This window comes from Desulfurispirillum alkaliphilum (genome assembly GCF_055378285.1).
This window is the reverse complement of record NZ_AP042405.1, coordinates 1,477,698-1,493,201: the sequence shown is the minus strand read 5'-3', so window position 1 is coordinate 1,493,201 and position 15,504 is coordinate 1,477,698. Positions and strand designations below refer to the sequence as shown.

Below are 15,504 nucleotides of genomic sequence, written 5' to 3'. Positions count from 1 at the left end.
CCGTTACCAGCATGGCTTCGGTAAAGGCAAGGGTCAGCGATCGTCGTGGGTGCCTTTTTCCACGATGCGACTCAGGCCCGTCTCCAGCTGCTCAATCCAGCCCAGTACGCGACCCTCATCCATGTCACGTGGCTTGTGGCGCTCAATGCTGGCCGCCACCTCAGCCCACTGGCGCTGGCCGATATTCAGCAGCGCCCCCTTTATGGTGTGGGCTGCCGTGGATATCCGGTCCTTGTCCTGCTCCCGGCAAGCTTCTTTCAACGCAGCGAGCTGCGTCGTAAAAGAGCGCACCGTAATGGCCAGCAGGTTATCGATTTTCTCCTCAGGAATCAAATAGGTTTCCATCAGGTGGCGCTTGACCTGCTCCATATTGATGGCAGTGGCGCCATGGGGAATGGACATGCTGCTTTCACTGCGAGCATGCCAGCCCTCCGGCTGTCCGGATTCGGCTGACTGCCGACATTCTTCGGGAGCAAAGCGCCAGAGGATATCGACAATCTCCCGCGCCTGGAAAGGCTTGGTCAGATACTCATCCATCCCTGCGGCCAGCCCCTTTTCCCGTTCGCCGGTTATCGCATGGGCCGTCAGGGCGATAACGGGAGTATAGGTTCCCGCTACAGCACTGCACAGGGGAACGCTCACATCACCATACTCTTCCACCGGCATGCCGATGCCCTTTTCGCAGGAGCGCAGAATCTTTACCGCTGTCAGGCCATCCATGACCGGCATCTGTATATCCATAAAGACAAGGTCAAATTTTTCCTGGGTCATGCGCCTGAGACCTTCGGAGCCATTTTCCGCCTCAACCACGCGGTGGCCCTGCTGGCGCAGTATGGTCACCGCCAGCTCACGGTTAATGGGATTGTCCTCCACCACCAGCAGATTCAGCGGCAGCAGCAGTTGGCCATCCAGGGCTCGTGAGGCCGATGCTGCTGATCTGCGCCCCGGTTTGCCCTGCTTGTCCAGGCAGGTGTTGACCGCCTGCAGCAGCTGCCGGTAACGAATGGGCTTGGGCAGGTGAAAACACATGCCACAATTGTCCATGCGCACCAGATCATCGCTGTCCATGGATGAAGGCAGCAGGAGAATGGGGAGATTGCGATGCCCTTTATGCTGATGCAGCTCCCTGGCCAGATCCACCCCACGAATACCGGGCATGAAATGATCCAGAATGAGCATATCAAAGGGTCGCCCCTCATCCACTGCCTGTTGCAGCTTCTGACGCGCGTCATCACCATCGATGGCTTCGACGACCCCCAGCTGGCGACGTTCCAGTATCTCCACCAGGATGCGGCGATTGATCTCGCTGTCGTCGGCAACCAGAATACGCGTCCTGGCCGCCTGCTCGGCAGAGATATCAAAGGGAATATCGGGCAGCCTGTCGCCTTTGCGGAAGGGGATGACAAAGTGGAAGATGCTGCCTTCTCCCATATGACTCTCCACCCAGATGCGCCCATTCATCAGGTGCACCAGCTTCCGGGTAATGGCCAGCCCCAGCCCGGTGCCACCAAATTTGCGTCTATCCGAGGCCTCCACCTGGGAGAAGCTTTCGAAAATACTGTCGACCTTATTGGCGGGAATACCAATTCCCGTGTCAATGACCCGGAAATGCAGATGCGCCTCACTATCAGATTCCCCCTGCACCTCCACATCCAGCAGCACGTGGCCGGTATCGGTAAATTTCACCGCGTTGCCCAGCAGGTTATTGAGAATCTGCTGCAGCCGGGTGGGATCGCCCACCAGGTAGTGCGACAGGCGATGGTCGATGTGGCTCATCAGCTCAATGCCCTTGCTGTAGGCGCTGTAGGCAATGGACTGCATGACGTTTTCCACGGTCTCAACAGGATCGAAACTGGTCTGCTCAAGCCGGATTTCGCCAGCCTCCACCTTCGAGAAGTCCAGCACGTCGTTGATAATCACCAGCAATGACTTCGCCGAATTGTGGGCGATAGTGAGGTAGCGCCGCTGGGTCGTGGAAAGTTCGGTCTGCAGCGCCAGTTCCGTCATGCCCAGTATCCCGTTCATGGGGGTGCGGATTTCGTGGCTCATGTTGGCCAGGAAAATACTCTTAGCGCGGCTGGCCTCTTCGGCCACATTCTTGGCCTCGCGCAGCGCGTCCTCCATGGCCTTGCGCTCGGTCATATCCTCTTCCACGGTCACGTAGTGGGTCACATGCCCATGGGTGTCCTTGATGGGAGTCACTGACATGGATGTCCAGTAACTCTCGCCGTTTTTCTTGCGACTCTCCATCTCGCCACGCCAGGTCTGACCAGCGCTGATCACGCTCCAGATCTCCGACTCCACACTGGGACTGGGGAAGCGTGGCGACTTGCCGATAACCTCTTCGCGGTCATATCCCGTCTGGGCAAAAAACGCCTGATTGGCGTACTCGATGATGCCCCGATGGTTGGTAATCAGAATCATGCTGTCCGTCTGCACGAATGCCTCTGTCAGCAGGCGAATGCGCTCCTGATCATCTTTTTGCTGGCTGATATCGCGAAAGACCATGACATGGCCGCCACTGATACCCGCACCATCCTGCAGGGGTGTCGTAATATAGGAGACATAGCGCCGCTGCCCACCATCGGAGATCACCAGCGCTTCGCACTCGGTTCCCATGCTCTCGTCGCTCACGGCGTCAGCCACACAGAAAATCTCCTGGGGCACCTCCCACGGAGAGGATGCGTGAAAGAAAAAGGCATCGGGGGTTCTGCCCAGCAGCTCCTGCTCCGTCGCATGCAGAAGCAGAGTCGCCGCGCGGTTGCAGTAGGTGATACGACGACTGCCATCTATCATCAGCAACCCCTCCACCATACTGTCAGTCGTGCCCTTCAGCAGCCCCCCGACACGCGCCAGCTCATCACGCTGCTGTCGCAGGGTGTAGAGGGAGCGCACCCGGCTGAAATTGGCCAGCACCACCGTAAACGCGATCAGCGTAAAGAGGAACACCAGCAGGTAATAGTTGTGGTAGTACTCCATAACGTAGACATCGTCTTCATAGTGGAAGAGAAAGTCCGGAGATTGCGCCAGGTGAACTGGCAAAAAGGTATAGGTATAGCGTTTCTGTCCAAAGCGAACACTGGTGGCAAAAGGTCGCTGGTTGCCCATCTGCCTCTCAATACTGCGCAGAAAATCCCGCATTTTCCGTTTTCCCGTAATCGCGCTTGCCTCGGGGGGCAGCGTCTGACACAGAGCCGTCTCCGATACCTCATGCACCTCGGCCAGAGGCGGAGTAAAGGCAAAAGAACCGCGATAGAAACTCTCCATCCCCCGTGAAACGCTCTCCAGGGGGAGCTCCAGCATAATCGCTGGCGCAGAAGCGTCCCGGGCGCCGAAAAAGATCAGCAGTGCACCCGGCACAGCCCTCACCTCACCAGCCGAATCGTCCCCCACCATCACCTGAAACGGCCCTGAAGACCGTAAACGGAACGAATACAGTGGCTGGCGGCTGGCATCCACAAAGTGAAGCGCCGAAAAGCCCTCGGCACGCAGCTGTTTCAGGCGAGAATCAAGCAGAGCGGCCAATGCATCGCCCTGCTGCGCTGTGCGCTCATCCGCAAGGAGACGCTGCAGTTTTTCATCGGTGCCCATGGAGAGAACCATGGCACTGCCAAGCTGCTGAAAATGCTGATATACCGCCAGATAGCTCTGATGCAGGTGTTCACTCTTCAAGCGCAGATAATCATTCACGCGGGTTTCGCGAAAATGCGTGGTGGAAAGCAGAATCAGAATAACAAGCGCCGCGAACACCGCCAGGTGCTGCAGCGCCACCCAGACCTGCTGTTTCAGAGGCATGGAAGAGCGTGGAAAAACATCCATAATGTACCGAATACCCTGACTTTCACTGTATCCCGTTGTGCAATGTCAAAAATGATAGGTTTTACCCATTGCAACAACCAAAATAATACATTCTACGGAAAGCCTTGAAAGCGAGTCAATGGAAAAGGCCAGTTTGTCTCGGATATGTCTCAGAAATCACAGAACCTGCCGCCAAAGGCAGCAGGCACTCCCGGTTTTTCCTTTCGCCTCGGCACGTGAAAGGAAAGAATCCCCGCAACCAGAAAATCAGCGCCAAAGGCCTGCGGGATTCCATCCTGCGCCAGCGTGGATATCTTGCCCCTGACATTATTCCATGGTACAAGTAAGGGTTGAAAAAAATGACAACACACCTCAACCGCACAAAGGAAACATATGCTACGCCAGCTGCGCACCGGAGCCATTGCCGGCCTCCTCACGGTCACATTCATCATGGCGGGCTGCACTGCCACCTCGGGCAGCAGCCGCTCTTCAGCCACTGCCACGGGCAGCGGCACCCACGACCGCACCCCCACCCAGACAGCCACCGCGCCCATTATTGTCAGCGACACCTTCCTGCGGGATATCCCTGTTCCCGCCGACTACCGCCTGGCGGAGGATCAGACCTACCTTTTCGAAACCAAAAACGGCATGATCCTCGCCGGACGCACCTACGACGGGCGCATCGCCTCTGAATCCGTCGTGGCCATTTACCGCCGGGAAATGCCCCGCAACGGCTGGACCCTGGACTCAACCTCCATCTCGGCCAACCAGATAAACAAGCTTTACTACAAGGATGGCGCCATGGCGCTGATCACCATTACCACCAGATTCGGTGGCTCATCGGTGAGCATACGCTACTCGTCGCTGAACCCCAGGAGCAGCAACGCGGCCACACCACCACGCCCCCCCGCCCGCAGTGCGGAACCCGCATCCCCGACACCCCGCAGTGGTGGCCAGAGCAGCGCCAGTGACGAGAAGCTGCCGGAAACAAAGGGCATAATCTACATTGATGACCTCAACCCGTAGACACGGGAACGACCTTATAAACCTCAGGATACGGTAACACTATGTACACAATTGCTATCATGATCATCTGTTGGCTTGCCATCGGAGCCGGATTGAACTTTTTCATGCCCCTGTGGCTGGCCTCTATTCTCTCCATAGTCATCACCGCCATCATCATGTATTTCCTCGGCAAGAAATTCATGACCTTCCTTACAAAGCCCTTTGAAGAGTCGCAAAAAGCCCTGCAGAAAGGCAACTACGCCCGCGCCATCCGCATTCTTGAGGACGGCAAACGCCTCAAGAACTGGCAGCTCCATCTGGACAAGCAGATGAACAGCCAGATCGGCGTCATCTACTACCTGCAGAAAGAGTATGAAAAGGCCAAGGAGTACCTCAACAAGGGCATTCCCCGCCACTGGATCGGTGTGGCCATGCTGGCGGTCATCTACTTCCGGGAAAAAAACTACACTGCCATGAAGAACGTCTTCAACAGAGCCGTGAAGAGCAACCCCAAGCACCCCATCATCTGGGCCGTCTATGCCTGGTGCCTCGTGGAAATCGGCGAACGGGAAGCGGCTATCGAAATCCTGAGCAAAGGCAACAAGAAAAATCCCACATCGGAGGCGCTGGAGCAGAACCTCGCCGCCCTGCAGAACGGCAGGAAGATGAAGATGAAAGCCTTTGGCGAAAACTGGTACCAGTTCATGCTGGAGCTGCCCACCGGCCCCGCCATGACCCGCCACCAGAAGGGCTTCCAGGGCAGACCCTCAGCCGCTCAGCTGCGCGCCGCCCAGCGCATGGTAAAGCGGGAAAACTGAGCATCCTGCCCACCTCTTTGCACAAACCCCGCAAGCCACAAGGGAGATCCCTTGTGGCTTGTTTCCGTAGCACGAAAACTCAACCTGCGAAAGAGAAGAAACCATGCTTGAAATACAGGAACTGGAAAAGTTTCTGGGCAACCGCGACCTCTTCCACCAGTGCAATGTGCGCATTCACCCCGGCGACAAAGCCTTCCTGGTGGGTATCAACGGCTCCGGCAAGACCACCCTCCTCAAAATCATCACCGGCCAGACACTGCCCGATAGCGGCTCCGTCCGTGCAGGAGGCAGCATCGGCTACCTTGACCAGCGCCTGGAAAACTTCGGCCCAACCGTCTACGCCACCGTGCAGAACGCCTTCGCCTGGCTGCTGGAAAAGGAAGAGGAACTGACCGCGCTGCAGGAGCGCATCTCCCGTCCGGAAGTCTATAATGACGAAGCACTGATGATCCGGCTGCTGGAGCAGATGGATCAGCTGCAGCACACCTTTAACACCTACGGCGGCTACCGCGTCGACGCCGTCACCCGCAGCGTCCTCCACGGCATGGGATTTGGCAACGACGACTTCCAGCGCGATCCCCAGACCCTCTCGGGCGGACAGAAGAACCGCCTGGCCCTGGCCCGCCTCATCGCCCAGTCACCGGACATCATGATTCTGGACGAGCCCACCAACCACCTGGACATCCGCAACATCCAGTGGCTGGAACAGTTCCTGCGCCAGTACCCTAAAACCCTGCTCATCGTCTCCCACGACCGCAAGCTCATGGAGAACATCGCCACCCGCATTGTGGAGCTGGACGGCGGCAACCTCTACAGCTACAGCGGCAGCTACCAGCACTACCTGGAGCAGCGGGAAGTGCGCTACAAGGACATCCAGCGCAATCAGCAGGCCTATGAAGAGAAAGTGCGCAAGGAAGAGGAGCTGATCCGCCGACTCAAGTCCTGGCGCAACCACACCCAGGCCCAAAGCCGCCAGAAGCAGCTGGAACGCCTGCAAAACGCCCACGATGATGTGGAAATCGACCAGAAAAAGAGCTTCAGCACCCGCTTCACCCCGGAATACCTCCCCAGCGCCCAGACCGTGCTCAAAGCCAGCCACATTACCAAAACCTACGGCACCACCCCCATCCTGCGCGGCATCGACCTGGAGGTGGACAACGGCGAACGCATCGGCATCATCGGGCCAAATGGCAGTGGCAAATCCACCCTGCTGCGCATCCTGGCCGGAGCCGAAGAAGCCGACAGCGCCACCATTCACCTGGGCAACCTGGTGCGCATCAGCTACTTCTCCCAGGAACACCGCGAACTCAACCCCCAGCTCAACCTCATTCAGCAGCTGCGGGAGATCCGCCCCCTGGCCACCGACCAGGAGCTGCGCACCCTGCTGGCCAAATACCAGTTCCGGGGCGAAGAGCACTTCAAGCACGTGGGCGTCCTCAGCGGCGGCGAACTCTCACGCCTGAGCTTTGCCTGCCTGGAAATGGACTGCGGCAACCTGCTCATCCTGGACGAGCCCACCAACCACATGGACATAGAAGGCATCGAAGCCGTCATTGAAGGCATACGCGAATTCCCCGGCACCGTGCTGGCCGTCTCCCACGATCGCTATTTTCTGGAAAACGTCTGCACCCGCCTCTTTATCATCAATCAGGGCAAGCTGGAGATATTCCGGGGAAGCTACCAGGAGTACCAGGACCACCTGAAAGGCTCACCCACCGACAGTACACCAGCAACCACACCCAGCGAAGAGCCCGGCCGCAAAACCAAAAAAGTGGATCGCTACAAAGTCGCCAGTGTGGAAGAGGAAATCGCGGAGCTGGAAGAGCGCATAGCCCGGCTGGAAGAGGAAATTGAAAACTGCGCCAGCGACTTCCAGCGCCTCGGCACCCTTTCCGAAGAACGGGAAAGCGCCAAAGCAGCCCTGGAAGAGAAGATGGCCCAGTGGGAGTCCCTGCACCAGGTATAGGAGCCGCCAACGCGCAGGCAATTGAAAAATGCCCAGGTGCAAGGCGCAAGCAAAGGAGTGAGGCGTACTTCCTGTACGTCGCAGCGACGAGCACTGGTGAGCAACGCCGCAGATGAGGGTTTTTCAGCAGCCTGCAAAAGGAGAATAGGATGAAGGGTTTCCTCAGTGCCCTTGGTTTTCTGACAATCATACGTATCCCGGGAAGCTCCTTTGATGGATCAGCGTCGGTGCGCTCATTCGGCTGGGTGGGACTGCTGATTGGCTGTGGCCTGGCACTGGTACACTGGCTGGCTCCGGCATCAATCGCCCCCCTGCTGATGGTGCTCTACCTGGTGGTGATCACCGGGGCGCTGCACCTGGATGGCCTGGCCGACAGCGCCGATGCCCTCTTCTCCCATCGCGACCGCCAACGCAAACTGGAAATCATGCGGGATGTGCATGTGGGCACCATGGGAGTGGTAGCAGTTGTGCTGTTGCTGGGAGGAAAGCTCTACGCCTTCATGCACCTGGAGAACCTGTGGATTCTGGTTGCAGTACCCGTACTGGCGCGCCTGTCCATGGTAGTTGCCATGCACCTGCTGCCCTATGCCCGCGGGGAAGGACTGGCAAGCTCATTTTACGGAAAACGGACACCCTGGCTGCTGGTGCAGTTTCTGGCCCTGTCTGTCCTCCTGGGGGCAGGGCATCAGATCACCCTGGCACTCCTGGCAGTATTCGTGGTGTTTGTGGCGCTGGTACTCTGGTGGTACCGCCGCATGATCGGTGGAGTCACCGGAGATATGCTGGGAGCCCTGTGTGAAACATGCGAGCTGGTGCTTTTTGTGGCAGCCGTGGTGATCCTGCCGGGACAGGGGACACCCCTGTGATACGGGCGCAAGGTACTCGCTGAACGCTGCAAGCACGTGGCTCGTGTTCGCGCCTGAAACAGCACATCGGTGTTTTACCTGAAGTTTCGCATCTTGCTGTCCTGGATTAAGACATTATTGTTCTGATGTCACCATGCGGAAACCGTAATGATTTTTCATGCTTGACTATCGGGTATTCCTCTTTTTGTTTCCGGATATTGTACTTTTTGACCGCACAAAAAGTACACAAAAACGCGCCCCCCGAACGCCCGTTCTTCCGGCTCGTTGGCTCGCCTGTTCTGGAGATCCGGCAGACACTGCATCCCTGCAGTGCTGCCGGACCACTCACTTCCTGTGAGTGTCCCGTTCGGGTCTTGCCAGCCAGGCGTCGCACTCACCGGACGGGCTCAGGGGGGAATGAACAGCCTGCCTCTGCCAATAGCTTATGCAATACCTCAAACCAGGCAGGCAATTGAAAAACCTTCAGGTGCAGCTCAGAGTGAAGCGTACTCCCTGTACGTTGCAGCGTGTGAGCGTCCTGCGGGCAACGCCGCAGATGAGGGTTTTTCAGCAGCCTGCTGATGTGCTGGCCCAGCCAGGACGTGAAGACTGGAACGCTCTTAACCCGAAGAATTGCGAATTCCAGGCAAGCGGGCGCTGAGAAGGACAGCACTGGGGACGCTTCCCTATTTCACCCCCATGGCAATGCCGCTGACCATAAAGAGTACCCGGTCTGCCGCTTCGGCGACCCGGCGATTGACGCGCGCCAGCAGCGCGCAGTAGCGGCGGGTGGTGGCATCGGCGGGGATCACTCCCAGATTGACTTCGTTGGTGACGACCACCAGGTCAGTCTGCAGCCTGCCAAGTTCTTCCAGCAGATCTGCCAGCCGCGCTTCGCCATTTTCCTCACGAAAAATAATATTGCTGACCCACAGGGTCAGGCAGTCGATGATGATCAGCGTTGCCCCATCCACTCCGGCCTGACGACAGGCTGCTGCCAGGTCAAGAGGCTCCTCGATGGTAAAGTAGGTTTCGTCGCGCTCCGCCTGATGGCGCAGGATTTTGGCATCCATCTCGCCATCCAGGTTGCGCGGTGCCGTGGCAATATACGCCTTGCGGGCAGCAGGAGCCGCCAGGGCGAGGGCATGGGATGTCTTACCACTGCCCACGCCGCCACTAATCAGGGTTATGGTTCTGCTCACAGAAATTCCTTAAGTGTTGCAGTGAGTTTACAAAAGGCTCCATGCCAAAGACTTCCAGACTGATGACCCGCCGGTGGCGGCGCGCGAAGTCCACCACCGTCGCCAGCACCGCCTCATCCAGGTGGCGCAGCTCCCGGTGGTCACGATCCCCGTCCACACCGTGCAGGTGAAAGTGGCTGACCTTGTGGCCCCAACGCTCCAGAAAGCCTGCCACCGAAGTGCCAAAGAGCACCGCGTGCCCCACATCCAGGCAGTAGCACAGGTGATCATCGTGCTCCAGCTGCCAGAAAACCTCCAGATCGCCATTGACATTCTCCACGCTGACCCGCCCCGGAAAGCGCGACGCAAAATCCCGCACCCCGGCCAGAAATTCCGGGCCAGCGGCGGGATGCAGCGTGTAGGTCGTCGGGCTCAGAACCTCCAGCATATCAGCCATGGCGTGCATGCGCCGCCAGGCCGCCGGGCTGTCCAGCTCAAGATCCATGGGCAGGTGAATGTGATAGTCGACGGGCAGACGGCGCAGCACCTCGATCTCCCAGGGATCAATCAGCTCACCGTGCTCACAGTACAACAGCTCCACCTCGTCCACCATCCCCGCAAGATGCAAGGCATTACAGCAGCGACCCGTGGGATAGACAAAAGAAGGAGTAGCCAGACGAAACATGATCCTCCCCGGAATGCAGTTATGAAGACAAGTCCCGCACAAGCAAGGTGAGAAGTGAGGCGTATTTCCTGTACGTCGCAATGACGAGCACTTGTGAGCAACGCCGCAGATGAGGGCTTTTCAGCAGCCTGACAGTCGGCGCGTCCTGACTGGGCCAGCACACGGGGGAAAGACAGAAGCAGGCCGTTCCCCCCTGAGCCCGTCCGGTAAGTGCGACGCCTGGCTGGCAAGACCCGAACGGGACACTCACAGGAAGTGAGTGGTCCGGCAGCACTGCAGGGAGGCAGGGGTCAGGCAACGCAAAGAGGCCCAGGTGCAAGGCGCGGGCAAAGCGAAGAGGGAGGCGTACTCCCTGTACGTCGCAGTGACGAGCGATGCCCGCAACGCAGCAGATGGGCCTCTTTGAGCAGCCTGCTGCCGGATCTCCAGAACAGGCAAGCAGGCGAGCCGGAAAAACGGGCGTTCGGGGGGCGCGTTTTTGTGTCCTTTTTGCGCGGTCAAAAAGGACAATACCCGGAAAACGAAAAGTGGAATACCAGATAAGTCAAGCATTCAAAATCAATACGGTTTCCGCGAGATAAACGCCAGTAGAATAACAGCTTAACTCAAGACAACAAGGTGCGAAAGTTGAGTTACAGGTTGGCGATGATCTTTTCGCCCATCTGTACTGTATTCACCCGTGTCATGCCCTCGGAGAAGATGTCTCCGGTGCGGAAGTTCTGATCCAGGGTCTTACGCACGGCGGCCTCGATATCGTCGGAAGCTTCAATCATGCCGAAGGAGAACTTCAGCATCATGGCGGCGGAGAGAATCTGGGCAATGGGGTTGGCGATGCCCTGGCCCGCGATGTCGGGCGCGGAGCCGCCGGAGGGCTCATAGAGGCCGAAAGCCGATTCGGCGATGGAAGCCGAGGGCAACATGCCCAGGGAGCCAGTCAGCATGGCCGCTTCGTCGCTGAGGATATCGCCGAACATGTTGTCGGCCAGAATCACGTCAAACTGCTTTGGGTTGCGCACCAGCTGCATGGCGGCGTTGTCCACATACATGTGGCTCAGTTCTACCTGTGGATAATCCTTGGCCACTTCCAGCACCACTTCGCGCCACAGCACCGACGTGGTCAGGACATTGGCCTTGTCGATGGAACAGAGTTTCTTATTGCGCTTCATGGCGGCTTCAAAGGCCACGCGGGCGATGCGGGCAATTTCCGACTCGCTGTACACCAGGGTATCAAACGCCTTGCGCTCGGGCTTATCCTCGCGGCCCTTGGGCTGACCAAAATAGATACCGCCGGTCAGCTCGCGCACGATGAGGATGTCCAGCCCACCGCTGATGCACTCTTCCTTCAGGGTGGAAGCGCCAGTCAGGGCTGGAAAGATAATGGCCGGACGCAGGTTGGCGTAGAGGCCGAAGATCTTGCGCAGGGGCAGCAGAGCACCGCGCTCCGGCTGCTGTTCGGGGGGCAGCGACTCCCACTTGGGCCCGCCCACGGAACCAAACAGGATGGCATCGGAAGCCTTGCACAGGCTCAGGGTACTCTCAGGCAGAGGCGTGCCGTGGTTATCGATGGCGATACCACCCACATCGGCGAACTCCTTCTCAAAACTCACCCCGTATTTGGCAGCCACCTTGTCCAGCACCTTTACCGCCACATCCATCACTTCGGGACCAATACCATCGCCGGGCAGAACGGCAATCTTCTTCACTGCAGCCATGCAAAACTCCTTTTCAATAAAGATATATCCAGAAAAAATCATACACAGAAAGGCAGAAAAACATCTGCTCACACAAAGTTCACCAAGGCACAAAGAAAGGCAATGACTCTCGCCCGTTCGCTTTGCTCACCCGAAGCGCAGGATCACGCGGAGAAAAGACAAGGGGGGAAATGTATCTGACTGCCCTTTTTCCCTGCGCCTCCGCGAGAGAAACGGCCTTTCTGTCTGAAAAGCCCAGGTTATCCCATTTGCGTTTATTGGCGTCCATTTGCGGTTAATATTCTCCCCGCAGCCTTTCGCCTTTATCTGCAAAAATCAGCGAAAGTGGACAACTTCTTTTTCCATCCACAGATTACACGGATTACCGCAGATTTGAAGAGTAAAAAACAGCCGTCTCTTGCCCGTTGCTGCGCTCACTGAGCGCGGAATGAAGCGTACTTTCCGTACGTTGCAGTGACGCGCGACTGCGGGCAACGCAGCAGATGAGGGTTTTTCAGCAGCTTGCCTACTCTCTACTCTCCCCGCATTATGCCCGTGCCAACCGCAAACTTCAACCAAAGATCGTATACGATTACCAACACCACCGCCAAGAGCTTTCACTGGCTGAAACTCCCTTGAAACGCGGTTTCACGTCGCCAGAGCGCCCATTACATTTTTTTAACCCGCAAATTGTGACTTTCATGTTGAATTCCCTACTCTCAAAGCGTACATTCGAAGCCATGGCAATAACGTCATTATATTTTCACACCAAACAAATGGAGGAGAGTCATGGACACCCAGGTTTCATTGAAAAAATGGATACTTACCTGTTTTTCCGTGCTGGCAGTAGCACTGTTCATGGTTGGCTGCGGGGGAAGCAGCAGCGGCGGCGGAGGCGGGGGTGAGCCCGCGCCGCGAGACACGGTTCAGCTCAGCGGTCTGGTCACAACAGCAAGTACAGGCCCTTCAAGTGCTAATAGCGGCTTTAATGGCTTTGTCGCCGCTCTTGATACCGAGGGCGGGCTGCTCGTCGTGAAAACTGACGGCGAGGGCAATTACGATTTCAGCGGCGACAATGGCCTGACCAGAGGCGCAAGCTACACCCTCTACATCATGGGGGCGAACTTCAACTTCCTGGGCATCCTGAGAGTAGGTGGAAACACCGGCCTCTTCAGTTTATCCAGTGGCACCTATAGGGTGGACCTCGCAGTTGACGAAACAACTGGAAACGTAGACGCGACACCCCAGACAGGGTCTGAGGCTTTTACTAGCCTTGTCACTGAAGATACCACTGGGAAAATTGCCGTAACAGAAAGTGGTACCGTTGAAGCCACACAGCCGAACTTCGGCACGGTTCAGGTAATCTCCCTGGCCAACTTCATCGGCAACCCCGGTACCTGGTCCATCAACTACGACCGCTATTCTGATAGTGAAGAGCTTGAGGAAGAGCGAACCTTCTCTGTCAACAGTCAAATCAATGGTGATCGCATCCAGAGGGAAGCAGCCTACTTCGTCAAGGAAGGCTGGAAGGACAATGGAGAATGGGAGTGGGATTGGGACGCACAGGGCTTTTACAATGAATCCTATTATGGTTACACTTAGGACTTATCCATAAATTACGCCGATTTTCCTGTATGTGATTATCGCCGCCGCGAGACACGTCAATCCGTAGTGAGTGACCTCAAGCTTCTCAAAGCGCACATGAATCTTCCTGAAACGGTTGAACCAGGAAATAGATGCTTCCACTATCCAGCGCCTCGCCTTCTTTGATGGGTCACGCTTCTTGTCCTCGATCTCTTCTTTTCGCTGCTTTACATGGGGTATGTATCCGCGCTGAAGAATGCTGCTGAGCGCCGGCTTTCCCTTGTAGCCACAATCTGCGCAAAGATGCTGCTCCTGCTCTGCAGGCTTCTCGAAGACTACGCCATCAAGAACGGCTTCAAGCTGGCTCACATCATGCCGGTTCGCTCCGGTTACGACGATGGACAACGGGACGCCACGACCGTCCACCAGGACATGACGCTTGCTCCCGTTTTTTTCCCCGATCCGTCGGGTTCTTCCCTACGGTTTCAAGAGCCATTGGAGCTTTGTACATTCCGCCATCTATGCTTTGCCACTCCCAAGCTATCCCCTCCATCTCGTCATACTCAGCCAGCCCCTGACGCCAAATAGCTTCGAATACACCGGCCTTACTCCATTCAATGAAGTACTTGTGCACTGCACTGGCGCAACCAAACTGCTCCTTGGGTATCGCTTTCCACTGACAACCGGTGCGCAGCACATAGACAATGCCGGAAAACGCCTTCCTGGGGTCAAGTCGCTTGCGCCCACCACCAGGCTTGCGCTTGTAGATCTTGTCAGGATCTCTTTGCTGGATTGGCAGTAAAGGCTCAACTCTTTGCCAGAAGGCATCTGAAACTTCCCATGATTGCACTTTAGACATAAATCACCGCCATGAATGATCTTTTGTGGATCATTCTACAGCGAAACATTGCTCGGGTCAATGATTATTTATGGACAAGTTCTTATTCATCACCAACTACCCTGATCGCCCCCCATGAGTCTGGCTATGGCGTAAACTCCTGGCAAACACGCTATGAAATTGTTGTTGAGGATGGCGTCCAGTACCTGGCCTTCATGGACGTCTGGGATGGCCAGGAGGAGCTGGATATACTGGTGCCACTGAACCTGACCATAGGTAAGACCTATGTCCTCAGCCCGGAAGAGGGCAATCTGGAGGGAACCTTTACCTCTGATAACATTTCTGATCTGCCCGAAGACGCCATATGGGAGCTTGATGATCTGATCTGGGATCTGTCCGATGGAGAGGTAGATTTATTTGACGCTCTGTATGATGGAAATTGCCAACTCTACATAAACCACCAGGAAAAATTCACTCTCAGGCCCAGGATCGTCGAAACCCTGGTCATTCAGGAAAAATCACGCCCCGTACTGGGCCTGGAAGGTAACGGAAGCTTTGAACTGGCTCTCAGATTCTCCAACTGTCAGGGAGACTACCAGCCTCTGAATGTGGTGAACATCAGTGAGGGGCCATTCAGCGCTCCCGTCGGCATTTACTTTGTGGGCCACTATGGCGCACGGGCTTTTGTGGCAGGCCAGAATACCTCCTGGAGCAATGTGAAGGATAACCTGCGCTTTGGCACCTGGGCCGTCGATGGTGCGAACGTCAACGTTCAAGCCCACGACGGCAAGGCACGGGGAGTTATCCCGGGACTGAGCGGCGAGCACGATGATCTCTTCGATGCCTGGTTTGGATGGACCGCGACAAACGCCGGTCAATCGGTCTGGCATTAATCTTTCACCAGCCCCGCCAAGGTGGCGGGGCTGGTGAAAGATTAATGCCAGACCGATTGACGCCGATGGCAATATAATTCTTCCCGGTGGCCTGGAACCGGGGGAGTACACCCTTACCATTGAGCTCGACGGAGGCGACCCTGTCACCATAACCATTGAGGTTGGCGAAGACAACTTCAACAGCGCCATAGAAGCAGCCA

At 56.7% G+C, this 15,504-nt stretch carries 11 protein-coding genes; 6 read left to right on the top strand and 5 right to left on the bottom strand.

What is annotated here, in order from left to right:
- Positions 1–33 precede the first annotated feature (33 nt).
- A complete protein-coding gene (locus ACZ46I_RS06720) occupies positions 34–3,819 on the bottom strand; it encodes a hybrid sensor histidine kinase/response regulator (RefSeq protein ID WP_464280314.1) in 3,786 nt (1,261 codons plus the stop codon).
- 372 nt (positions 3,820–4,191) lie between these two features.
- Here ACZ46I_RS06720 and ACZ46I_RS06715 point away from each other — a divergent pair, with 372 nt between their 5' ends.
- From ACZ46I_RS06715 to cobS, 4 genes are all read left to right on the top strand, one after another.
- The gene (locus ACZ46I_RS06715; RefSeq protein ID WP_226507923.1) at positions 4,192–4,824 is read left to right on the top strand and encodes a hypothetical protein; all 633 of its coding nucleotides are present in this window, start codon (positions 4,192–4,194) and stop codon (positions 4,822–4,824) included.
- 41 nt (positions 4,825–4,865) lie between these two features.
- Positions 4,866–5,621 (top strand): tetratricopeptide repeat protein, encoded by a 756-nt coding sequence (locus ACZ46I_RS06710; protein WP_013506698.1) that lies wholly within the window; start codon positions 4,866–4,868, stop codon positions 5,619–5,621.
- A gap of 103 nt (positions 5,622–5,724) precedes the next feature.
- Positions 5,725–7,587, top strand: coding sequence for an ABC-F family ATP-binding cassette domain-containing protein (locus ACZ46I_RS06705; RefSeq protein WP_464280313.1), 1,863 nt, complete (start codon positions 5,725–5,727; stop codon positions 7,585–7,587).
- A gap of 149 nt (positions 7,588–7,736) precedes the next feature.
- Positions 7,737–8,453 (top strand): adenosylcobinamide-GDP ribazoletransferase, encoded by a 717-nt coding sequence (cobS, locus tag ACZ46I_RS06700; RefSeq protein WP_464280312.1) that lies wholly within the window; start codon positions 7,737–7,739, stop codon positions 8,451–8,453.
- 665 nt (positions 8,454–9,118) lie between these two features.
- Here cobS and ACZ46I_RS06695 read toward each other — a convergent pair.
- From ACZ46I_RS06695 to leuB, 3 genes are all read right to left on the bottom strand, one after another.
- Entirely contained in the window at positions 9,119–9,634 is a 516-nt protein-coding gene (locus tag ACZ46I_RS06695; protein ID WP_464280311.1) for a bifunctional adenosylcobinamide kinase/adenosylcobinamide-phosphate guanylyltransferase, read from the bottom strand.
- A complete protein-coding gene (cbiR, locus tag ACZ46I_RS06690) occupies positions 9,609–10,298 on the bottom strand; it encodes a cobamide remodeling phosphodiesterase CbiR (protein WP_464280310.1) in 690 nt (229 codons plus the stop codon). Before cbiR ends, ACZ46I_RS06695 begins: the two co-directional genes overlap by 26 nt.
- Before the next feature lie 632 nt (positions 10,299–10,930).
- Positions 10,931–12,010: a 3-isopropylmalate dehydrogenase gene (gene leuB / locus ACZ46I_RS06685; protein WP_013506703.1), complete on the bottom strand. Its 1,080-nt coding sequence runs from the start codon at positions 12,008–12,010 to the stop codon at positions 10,931–10,933.
- 768 nt (positions 12,011–12,778) lie between these two features.
- Between leuB and ACZ46I_RS06680 the strand changes: the two genes are divergently transcribed.
- Positions 12,779–13,591, top strand: a complete 813-nt coding sequence (locus tag ACZ46I_RS06680; RefSeq protein WP_464280309.1) for a hypothetical protein — start codon at positions 12,779–12,781, stop codon at positions 13,589–13,591.
- A gap of 3 nt (positions 13,592–13,594) precedes the next feature.
- Here the strand turns inward: ACZ46I_RS06680 and ACZ46I_RS06675 are convergent.
- Positions 13,595–14,432 (bottom strand): IS5 family transposase gene (locus ACZ46I_RS06675; RefSeq protein WP_464280308.1). Its coding sequence is split into 2 segments (ribosomal slippage): positions 13,595–14,026 and positions 14,028–14,432, totalling 837 coding nucleotides; the frame shifts between segments, so codons are not numbered across the junction.
- 11 nt (positions 14,433–14,443) lie between these two features.
- Between ACZ46I_RS06675 and ACZ46I_RS06670 the strand changes: the two genes are divergently transcribed.
- Positions 14,444–15,304 carry a hypothetical protein gene (locus ACZ46I_RS06670; protein ID WP_464280307.1) on the top strand — a complete coding sequence of 287 codons (861 nt, stop codon included), beginning with the start codon at positions 14,444–14,446 and terminating at the stop codon, positions 15,302–15,304.
- The last annotated feature ends 200 nt before the right edge of the window (positions 15,305–15,504 follow it).

Coding starts and splice junctions, on each gene's coding strand:
- cbiR (WP_464280310.1), bottom strand. CDS start 10,298: ATGTTTCGTCTGGCTACTCCTTCTTTTGTCTATCCCACGGGTCGCTGC.
- ACZ46I_RS06710 (WP_013506698.1), top strand. CDS start 4,866: ATGTACACAATTGCTATCATGATCATCTGTTGGCTTGCCATCGGAGCC.
- ACZ46I_RS06720 (WP_464280314.1), bottom strand. CDS start 3,819: ATGGATGTTTTTCCACGCTCTTCCATGCCTCTGAAACAGCAGGTCTGG.
- leuB (WP_013506703.1), bottom strand. CDS start 12,010: ATGGCTGCAGTGAAGAAGATTGCCGTTCTGCCCGGCGATGGTATTGGT.
- ACZ46I_RS06705 (WP_464280313.1), top strand. CDS start 5,725: ATGCTTGAAATACAGGAACTGGAAAAGTTTCTGGGCAACCGCGACCTC.
- ACZ46I_RS06670 (WP_464280307.1), top strand. CDS start 14,444: ATGAATGATCTTTTGTGGATCATTCTACAGCGAAACATTGCTCGGGTC.
- ACZ46I_RS06680 (WP_464280309.1), top strand. CDS start 12,779: ATGGACACCCAGGTTTCATTGAAAAAATGGATACTTACCTGTTTTTCC.
- cobS (WP_464280312.1), top strand. CDS start 7,737: ATGAAGGGTTTCCTCAGTGCCCTTGGTTTTCTGACAATCATACGTATC.
- ACZ46I_RS06715 (WP_226507923.1), top strand. CDS start 4,192: ATGCTACGCCAGCTGCGCACCGGAGCCATTGCCGGCCTCCTCACGGTC.